The 9508-nt window shown below is 40.2% G+C and carries 10 protein-coding genes; 6 read left to right on the top strand and 4 right to left on the bottom strand.

The window, feature by feature from the left end; genetic code table 11:
• Positions 1-51 precede the first annotated feature (51 nt).
• Together alr and AC6F75_RS02370 are read right to left on the bottom strand one after the other, a co-directional pair.
• Positions 52-1158 (bottom strand): alanine racemase, encoded by a 1107-nt coding sequence (alr, locus tag AC6F75_RS02365; RefSeq protein ID WP_500713321.1) that lies wholly within the window; start codon positions 1156-1158, stop codon positions 52-54.
• 3 nt (positions 1159-1161) lie between these two features.
• Positions 1162-1800 (bottom strand): thymidine kinase, encoded by a 639-nt coding sequence (locus AC6F75_RS02370; protein WP_500713322.1) that lies wholly within the window; start codon positions 1798-1800, stop codon positions 1162-1164.
• A gap of 107 nt (positions 1801-1907) precedes the next feature.
• On the opposite strand from AC6F75_RS02370, the gene AC6F75_RS02375 reads away from it, so the two are divergent.
• Entirely contained in the window at positions 1908-2651 is a 744-nt protein-coding gene (locus tag AC6F75_RS02375; protein ID WP_500713324.1) for a DUF8457 domain-containing protein, read from the top strand.
• 1 nt (position 2652) lies between these two features.
• Entirely contained in the window at positions 2653-3345 is a 693-nt protein-coding gene (gene rsmI, locus AC6F75_RS02380) for a 16S rRNA (cytidine(1402)-2'-O)-methyltransferase (RefSeq protein WP_500713326.1), read from the top strand.
• Between the two features lie 91 nt (positions 3346-3436).
• Here the strand turns inward: rsmI and AC6F75_RS02385 are convergent, their stop codons facing one another.
• Positions 3437-4030, bottom strand: a complete 594-nt coding sequence (locus AC6F75_RS02385) for a carboxymuconolactone decarboxylase family protein (protein WP_500713327.1) — start codon at positions 4028-4030, stop codon at positions 3437-3439.
• A gap of 209 nt (positions 4031-4239) precedes the next feature.
• Here AC6F75_RS02385 and AC6F75_RS02390 point away from each other — a divergent pair, with 209 nt between their 5' ends.
• The 4 genes from AC6F75_RS02390 to AC6F75_RS02405 all read left to right on the top strand — a co-directional run bounded on the left by AC6F75_RS02390 (position 4240) and on the right by AC6F75_RS02405 (position 8529).
• Positions 4240-5484, top strand: a complete 1245-nt coding sequence (locus AC6F75_RS02390; protein WP_500713328.1) for a S8 family serine peptidase — start codon at positions 4240-4242, stop codon at positions 5482-5484.
• Positions 5485-5598: 114 nt separating this feature from the next.
• Complete coding sequence (locus tag AC6F75_RS02395) at positions 5599-6021, top strand: OsmC family protein (protein ID WP_500713330.1); 423 nt, start codon at positions 5599-5601, stop codon at positions 6019-6021.
• Positions 6022-6043: 22 nt separating this feature from the next.
• The gene (gene recJ / locus AC6F75_RS02400; protein WP_500713331.1) at positions 6044-7738 is read left to right on the top strand and encodes a single-stranded-DNA-specific exonuclease RecJ; all 1695 of its coding nucleotides are present in this window, start codon (positions 6044-6046) and stop codon (positions 7736-7738) included.
• Between the two features lie 383 nt (positions 7739-8121).
• Positions 8122-8529, top strand: coding sequence for an HU family DNA-binding protein (locus AC6F75_RS02405; protein WP_500713333.1), 408 nt, complete (start codon positions 8122-8124; stop codon positions 8527-8529).
• 67 nt (positions 8530-8596) lie between these two features.
• On the opposite strand, the gene AC6F75_RS02410 is transcribed toward AC6F75_RS02405, so the two are convergent.
• Positions 8597-9040 (bottom strand): hypothetical protein, encoded by a 444-nt coding sequence (locus tag AC6F75_RS02410; RefSeq protein WP_500713335.1) that lies wholly within the window; start codon positions 9038-9040, stop codon positions 8597-8599.
• Positions 9041-9508: the final 468 nt, after the last annotated feature.

The following is a 9508-nucleotide window of genomic DNA, read 5'->3' on the forward strand; positions in this document are numbered from 1 at the left end:
ACATAGGAGTAAGGTTATAAGTTAGTTAACCCTAAAGTTAATTGATTTCTTTTAATCAATCACCACTCTTTTTACTCTTTGAGAGATGGCTGTAATTATTTCATAGGAAATGGAGTTGATACTCCCGGCAAATTCTTCAGCAGTATGCTTTTCTCCAAAAATGACAACTTCGTCGCCTTCCTCACAGTCAATACCGGTGATGTCAACCATCAGCATATCCATACAAATGTTGCCTATCATCGAGGCTTTTTTGCCATTGATGAAAACAAAACCTTTTCCTTTGCCATAACTTCGGCTGATGCCGTCTGCGTGGCCTAAAGGAAGCGTCGCGGTTTTCATGTCTTTGTCGGCAACAAATCCAAAATTATAGCCCACGCTTTCCCCTTTTTTTATTTGATGAATTTGTGAAACAATGGTTTTTAATGTAGCAATGGGGCGAAAGTTTTTATTTTCTATTGAGTCATTTCCAAAACCGTAAAGCCCGATGCCACTGCGCGCCATATCGTATTGAGCATCGGGAAAATTGAGTATGCCGGAAGTGTTCAAAGTATGTCTCAAAGGGCTGTGGCCTATAGATTTCATAAGCCTTTCTGAAGTTTCATCAAAAATCTTTAATTGCTTTTCAGCGAAAGCTCTGTTTTGGACATCCTCACTTGCCGCAAGATGTGTAAAAATGGATTTTATTTTTACTGCCCCGGTTTTTTTTAGTGATTCGGGAATTTTTGAGGCTTCTTCGGGCGTAAAGCCAACACGGTTCATTCCGGTATTTATTTTGATGTGAATGGGATAATCAGATAATTTATTTTTTTCCGCGTAAGCGATAAACCGCCCCAGCATTAAAGGCGAATAGATATTGGGTTCCAGGCATCGATCAACAATTTGGTCAAAATTCACGGTTTGCGGATGAAGCACCAAAACGGAAGTTTTAACACCTGAATTTCTCAGCGCCACCCCTTCTGAAGCATAGGCAACTGCAAAATAGTCGACGCCCAATTGTTCCAGTTTTTTTGCCACAACATTGCTGTCGCTGCCATAAGCAAACGCTTTGACAACACCCATAAACTTTACGCCCGGCTTTAGTTTTGACTTAATGTAATTGAAATTATGCGCTAAAGCACTGAGATTGATTTCGAGAGTAGTTTCGGTGGCTTTGGGCATAAATCAGGAAGATTTTTTTGAAGGTACAATTTGCGGGTCGTTGACCTTGAGTTTTTTTACTTTTTCATTGAGCATTGCCTTGTAGTATGCTGCTCTGCTCAAGGGTTCATATTCTTCAATTTCGCCAAGCATCACCAGGTTATCGTCATTTGTTTTTCTGAAACTGTATTGCGCCAGGTTTCCGGTGCGGGTGCAAACCGCATGAACTTTTGTGACATATTCGGCAGTGGCCATAAGTGCAGGCATGGGCCCAAAGGGGTTGCCTTTAAAATCCATATCGAGTCCGGCAACGATAACACGCACACCGCGATTGGCCAAATCATTACACACTTTTACGATTTCGTCATCAAAAAACTGCGCCTCATCAATGCCCACCACATCACAATTGTCTGCCAGAATTGGAATGTTTGCAGCAGCCGGAACAGGAGTAGAGCGAATTTCATTGCTATCGTGTGAAACCACTTTTTCATCGTCATAACGCTGGTCTATGGCGGGTTTAAAGATTTCAACGCGCTGTTTTGCAAACTGGGCGCGTTTCAACCTGCGGATGAGCTCTTCGGTTTTGCCGGAGAACATCGAACCGCAAATAACTTCTATCCAGCCAAATTGCTCTTTGTGATTTACCGTATTTTCGAGAAACATTTTGTATTTTACTATGCGAAAATTATCACTAATTTCGTTATCATTCTGTAAAGGTAAATTTATAAAAACAAAAGTCCCTACAGAAATAAATTATTAAACTTTAAAAGATGAAAAATAAAAATCTTGAAGTGCTTCAGGAGATTGCGGTTAAAATACTAAAATTGAACGAAAACAGTTCTGCAGAAGAACTGCAGCAGTTGACCCGTGCTCTTTACGAAAAACTTACCATTCATTTGTATCTGCAAAACAATGTAGCCGAAATCAAAAAGAACCTTCAGGAAGATTTATCCAAAAAAAGCACTCAGCAAGAGCCACTTCCGTTTAATGAACCCGAAGAGCGTGAAAACCTGGCCGAGCCGTTAATTGAAAAAATCAAAGACATTGTGGCTCAAATGCCGGACGAAACACATCAGGTTGATGAACTGTTGGAAGAAATTCTTCCGAAAAAAAAATCCGGAATCAACGATTTGGAGGAATTTGCCGCAAACTATCAACAAACCCCGGTTTTTGAACGAAAAGAATCCAAAGCTCCCAAGAACAAGCCCCAAAAAGAACCGGAACAACAGAAAATTACCGAGAAAATCAAAGATTCACCCAGACAAAAATCACTCAACGACAAACTGACCAAAAACATTCAAATAGGTCTCAACGACCGGATATCCTTCACTAAACACTTGTTTGCCAATAATGCCAGTGATTATAACAGGGTGGTATCGCAGGTCACTACCCTAAGCAGTTATGAAGAAGCTCAGGAATTTATAATGCATCAGGTAAAAGCCGATTACAATTGGGAGGGAAAAGAAGTTTATCTGGAGCGATTCTTACTGCTTATCGAAAAACGATTTGACTAAAATGTCCAAACTCTATCTTGTTCCCACGCCCATAGGCAATCTGGAAGATATGACTTTAAGGGCCATAAGAGTCCTCAAAGAAGCCGATTTGATCCTGGCCGAAGACACCCGTACCAGCGGAAAACTGCTTAAACATTTTGGCATAGACACCCAGATGCACTCTCACCATATGCACAACGAGCACAAAACCGTTGAAAGCATTGTCAATCAAATCAAAGGTGGAAAAACGATAGCCCTCATCAGCGACGCAGGAACTCCTGCTATCAGCGACCCGGGATTTTTACTCACGCGTGCCTGTATCGAAGCCGGTGTTGAGGTGGATTGCCTGCCCGGAGCCACGGCTTTTGTTCCCGCTTTGGTCAATAGCGGACTGCCCAACGATAAATTTGTGTTTGAAGGCTTTCTTCCCGTAAAAAAAGGCCGCAAAACCAGACTGCAAATCCTTTCAGAAGAAACCCGGACAATGATTTTTTATGAATCGCCCCACAAACTAATAAAAACCCTGACACAATTTGCTGAAACCTTTGGCGAGGACCGAAAAATTTCCATTTCCCGTGAAATTTCAAAACTGCACGAAGAAACCATTCGCGGAAGCGTTAAAGAAGTCCTCGGGCATTATACTGCAAAGCCTCCAAAAGGAGAGATTGTGGTGGTTTTAGCCGGGAAACACTTAATGACCATCACTCTATTGTAAACATTAAGAAGTTAAGAAAATTAAGTGCCATTAAGTATTTTCTTAATGCCCCTTAATGCCTTAATGGTTCAAAATCATATTGTCCCTATTGCTAAACACCGTGTTTACCCTTTTCCCAGCCGTGCTTGCTCAGGTATTTTTCCCCACTTTCCACTGCGCCGTCTTCAATAGAGGTGCCCATAGAGTCGTTCCAGCGGTTGAGGTAACCAAAGAGTGAAATAACACCCAACATTTCCACAATTTCGCCTTCGTTCCAATGTTTATGAAGCCGTTGTTTTAATACCTCATCAACCGAATTCGGGATTTGTGATGCCGCAAGTGCAAAATCGAGTGCCACTCTTTCCGCTTCCGCAAAAGCGGGATGTGTACGATACTCCCAGATATTATCCAGTTGTTCCTGTTCAGCCCCATAACGCTCTGCGGCCCTGATGGCATGTGCCTGACAATAGCGGCATCCGGAAGTATTGCTGCTCACCCAAGCTATCATGCGCTTTAAGGCCGACGTTACCCGGCCCTGATTGGCCATCACGGCTTTGTTGAGGTTGATAAACGCTTTGGAAATCGCCGGACGGTGCTGCATGGTCAAGACTGAATTGGGGCAAAATCCAAGCGTATCATTAAAAAATGCGGCCAGTTCTTTGGTTTCTTTGTCGTGATTGGGTGAAAGCGGGGTGACTAAAGGCATAATATTTATTTTAAATAGCTAATATATTTTAGAAAGCAATATTTTGTTTTTGAATTTTACTTTCAATTTATTCGATTGAATAAAAGAATGCAAATTGGAAAAATAAAAATTAAATTAAAAGAAATGTTATGACAATTTAAATATGTATTGGTTTTTTTATTAATTTGGGAAATGAATTAACACAAATAGTAATCAAATAAACAAAACCTATGAAACTTTTAAAACTTTATTTAGCAGGTTCGTTTTTTGCAGGGCTTTTGTTGATGTCTTGCTCAACCAACGAAATTGAAGCGGAAACTTTTAAAGGGGATTTGAAATCTGCAGAAACTACCCAATCAAAAGCAGAACCTATTCCCAATCAGTTTATTATTGTTTTTAATGAATCTTCAGAGACAAATTTAGGCAAAGGAATTGCAGATTACTCACAATCAAAACAACAAGTGGAGAATTTTGCGGCCCAATTATTTTATGAAAAAAATATAAGATCTGCTGAAATCGTTCAAGTTTATAGCAAATCAATATCCGGAGTAACAGTAAAACTTGCTGATAATCAAGTAGAAAAACTTAAAAACGACAAACGTATTTTGCACATTGAACAAGACCGCATTTTTATTTTTGCGCCGCCCTGCGGCACACCCAATGGCGGTCCTTGTGACCCTGGCGGAGGTGGAGGCGGAGGAGACTCACAAGACGTACCTTGGGGTATAGCCCGTGTCAACGGCGTTGAAAACTATACCGGAACAAGAAAAGCATATATTTTAGATACCGGAATTGACCTTACCCATGAAGACCTGAATGTGGATGCATCAAGTGGATTTAATGCATTTTCAAATGGCCCGGATGGTAACTCACTTAATGATTTAAATGGACATGGAACCCATGTAGCCGGAACTATTGCCGCCAAAAACAACTCTGTTGGAGTAATTGGTGTAGCTCCGGGAGCAACAGTAGTACCCATAAAAGTACTTGACAGACGCGGAAGCGGGTCTTACTCTGGAGTAATTGCAGGAGTAGATTTTGTGGCTGCAAATGGCTCAAACGGCGATGTGGCTAATATGAGTTTAGGAGGGCCGGTTTCGATATCTCTGGATAACGCTGTAATAAGTGCTTCTCAAAATGGAATTAAATTTGTCATAGCCGCCGGGAATGAATCTCAAAATGCCAATAATACTTCACCTGCAAGGGCAAACGGACCAAATGTGTTTACAATCTCTGCAATGAGTCAGGGAGACAACTGGGCAAATTTTTCAAATTACGCCAACCCTCCCATTGACTATTGCGCCCCGGGAGTCTCTATTTTATCCACATGGAAAAGTGGCGGATATAGAACTTTAAACGGAACCTCAATGGCAGCACCACATGCTGCCGGAGTTCTGTTACTTGGAAACCCATCAACTGACGGAACCGTAAATAACGATCCTGATGGAAATCCTGACCCCATCATTGTTCATTAATTAATAGGTTGAATAAAAAGTAAAGGCTTCTGTAAAGAGGCCTTTTTTTTTGGGTTTTAATCAAAGGCTTTTATCCGAAAAATTCCTTTATTTTTGAAAATAAATATACTTCATATGACACATACAGTCACTACGCAATGGAAGGAAAACCTTCAGTTTGAATCAGACAACCCCTCCGGGCATACCTTATTAATGGATACTTCCGTTGAAAACGGTGGGCAAAACAGCGGGCTTGCTCCCAAGGCTATGATGCTTTCTTCATTGGCAGGCTGCTCAGGATTGGACATAGTTTCTATTTTAAACAAAATGAAAGTACAGGTCAGTGATTTTAAAATCATCACCACCGGCGAACTCACAGATGAACACCCCAAATACTACCACAGCGTTCACGTGGTCTATCAGTTTTTTGGAAAAGAGTTGCCGCAGGACAAATTAAAAAAAGCCGTAAATTTATCTGTAGAAAAATACTGCGGCGTCATGGAAATGTTCCGAAAATTTGCTAAAATCACTATTGAAATACAACACATAGAAGTCTAACATCTAAAATCTCAAGTCTATAATGAATTGGACCCTCAAACCCAAACCCGATTATAAACAAGTAACCGCTTTCGCCAAAGAACTTCAGGTGGATGAGGTCACGGCTTCATTGCTTATCCAACGGGGAATAGAGACCTATGAGGGCGCCAGAAAGTTTTTCCGTCCGTCGCTGGAGGATTTGCACGACCCTTTCCTGATGAAGGATATGGACAAAGCGGTAGAGCGCATCGAAAAGGCTGTTTCCGAAAACGAAAACATCCTGGTTTTTGGCGATTATGATGTGGATGGCACCAGCTCGGTGGCGCTGATGTCTACTTATTTGTTGTCATACTATCCCAATGTGGCCACTTACATTCCTGACCGTTATGCAGAGGGTTACGGCGTTTCCTATCTGGGGATTGACTATGCTTTTGACAACAACATCACTTTGATTATCGCTTTGGATTGTGGTATCAAAGCGGTTGATAAAGTTGCTTACGCGAAAGAAAAAGGCATTGACTTTATCATCTGCGATCACCACCGGCCCGGCGAAACCCTTCCCGATGCTGTAGCTATTCTTGACCCGAAAAGAATAGATTGTAATTATCCTTATGACGAACTCTGTGGTTGTGGTGTGGGCTTTAAACTCATACAAGCCCTTGCCGGAAGACGAGGACAAACGATTGATGATTTGCTTTTGTACCTTGATCTGGTAGCAACGGCCATTGGCGCAGACATTGTCCCCATGACCGGCGAAAACAGGGTGTTGACCCATTTTGGGTTACAGGTGATTAACACCAACCCCCGGCCGGGATTTCAAGCCATTATTGAACAAATTAAAAAAGACAAACTCGAAGTTAGCGATGTGGTGTTTATCATTGCCCCCCGAATCAATGCCGCCGGAAGGATGAAACACGGCCGACACGCCGTGGATTTAATGACCGAAACAGACATAGAACAGGCCAAAATTTATGCACAGGAAATTGACGCCTACAACCTTGACCGAAGGGAAACAGACCGCGAAATCACTGAAGAAGCTTTGGAGCTCATCAAAAAAAACGGTGAAGAAGAACGATTTACCACGGTGGTTTATCAGGAACACTGGCACAAAGGGGTGATAGGTATCGTGGCTTCCCGACTAACGGAAACCTATTACCGTCCCACACTGGTCTTTACCAAAAGCGGTGACAAACTCGCTGCCAGTGCCCGCTCAGTCAAGCATTTTGATGTGTATAACGCCATTGAAGCCTGTGAGGATTGCATTGAACAGTTTGGTGGGCATAAATATGCCGCAGGACTTACCTTACTACCCGAACAATTTGAAGCTTTTAAACAAAAGTTTGAACAAGTGGTCAAGGAAAGCATAGACGTCAAACTCCTCACTCCCGAAATTACTGTTGATCTTGAAATTGACTTTAAAGACATCACCCCAAAGTTTTACCGCATTTTAAAACAATTTGCCCCCTTTGGCCCCAGCAATATGACCCCGGTGTTTATGACCCAAAACTTGAAAGACACCGGCTGGAGCAAAAAAGTGGGCGAAAACGAAGACCACTTGAGACTGGTGGTCAAACAAGGCAACTCGGCCTCTTTTACCGGAATTGGTTTTGGAATGGGAGAACAGTATGAATTGATTAAAGACAAAAAACCTTTTAAAGCGGTGTACTCGCTCGATGAAAACACCTGGAATGGAAACACGAGTATTCAGTTGCGGTTAAGGGATTTGAAGGAAGGATAGCTTGTATCGGTGCTTGACAGCTATACATTTTTAGACAACTTTTAAAAATAATCGAAGTATCAACGCTTAAAAAGCAATATTTTTTTATCTTTGTAAAAGGCTGCTAAACAGCTACTAAGCAGTGTGTTCAAGTGCCCAAAAAGCCACTTTTGCCCCGACATAACACGCTGAGTGTCAATCACTTCTAAAGGCACTCTATTTTTACTAGTAAATCCTGTCATAAATACTAGTAAAAACATTCAAATTTACTAGTATATTTATTTCCAAAAAAGTAGTAAATTACACACTTTCAAACGCTTCCGTGCATTGTTTTCTGCGCTACTTTACACAGTTTCCTGCGTTAAAAAACAATTTTTTAAACGGTAAAATAAAAACAACTTGTTATGAGAACACTAAGCAATCAAAGTTTACGCTACCGCATCACCAAACGCAAAAACACCATAGGTGGTAAAAAAGACCAATACATCCTGCAGGCGGTACATACCGGTATTGTTACTTTTGACCAGATTTGTAAAGAAGTAAGCGAGCGCTGTTCGCTCACCCCGGGCGATGTAAAACACGCCGCTATGGAATTGGCAGACCTGTACCAATTTCACCTGGCCGAAGGGCGCATCGTTGAGCTGGGCGACCTGGGACGCTATAAAATTGGTTTTCAGTGCAAAGCCGAAGACCAACCCGACAAGCTCACCAAAAAAAGCATCAAAAAATTTCACCTCAACTTCCAACCCTCCAAAGCCGTTAAAAAAATGCTGAAAGTGGGATTAAATGTCAAACGGGAAGGGGGGAGGTAAGGGTTTCTATGGTGCGGTTTGACAAGAAAAGATATTGGTAGAGACAAGTACAATACCATTCCTTAATTTAAGCTGTTTTGATTTTTATGATTTCTATATCAATTTCATAATCCAAAAAATCATTGTGTTCATTTTCCCAGTTTTCTTTAACTTCTAAATCTGAACCTATAATTTCAATAAGGTTTTTTTTAAAATTGATGTTTTTAACTGGAAGATCCATATAACTGTGCTTAAAGATAAGTTTCCCATTACTGGGGTATTTGTAATAGCCATATTTTTTGTAGATTTTATATGGCTTTTTTGTTTGATAAACCTTTAAATCCCATTCACCGCAACACTCTAAATTCAATAAAATACTTAATAGGTTTTTTGATAATGATTCAAAATTATTGAATTCCTCAGTATCAAAACTTATAAATCCATCGATTGGATTTGCAATAACTATGAATGTAGAATCAGGATCGATTCTTCTTTTATATATTTGCTCGGAGTAGTTAACTAATGATTCCATAATCGTTAATTTAATGTTACAAATGTAACATTAAATTTTTATATTTGAAAGCTCTTAATGAAAATTAACATAGAGAACCTTATAACTATTTCAAACTACGCAAAACGTAAGAATTTAAGTAGGCAACACGTTTATAGGTTGATAGAAAACGAAGAACTAACCTTAGTAAAAATCGATGGGATCAGTTTTATTTATATGGATGATAAAGCCAAAGACTTTATTAAAAAAAGAAGATAAAATAGATTTAAAATAGTTTATATCTTGTTGAAAGATAGTTTTTAGAAATCTTAAAATAAAGGTTCATTTAAGTATATTTAAAAAGGCGTTAAAAAAAATTTATGACAGAGATTAAAAGTAAAAAAGTCGAGAAAATAATATCTGAAATTATAGATCAATATACATATGCTGATACTTCTGAAAGACCCTGGATTATTGGTTTTAGTGGCGGGAAAGATTCTACAGTATTAC

The sequence above is a fragment of the Planktosalinus sp. genome (assembly GCF_059864935.1).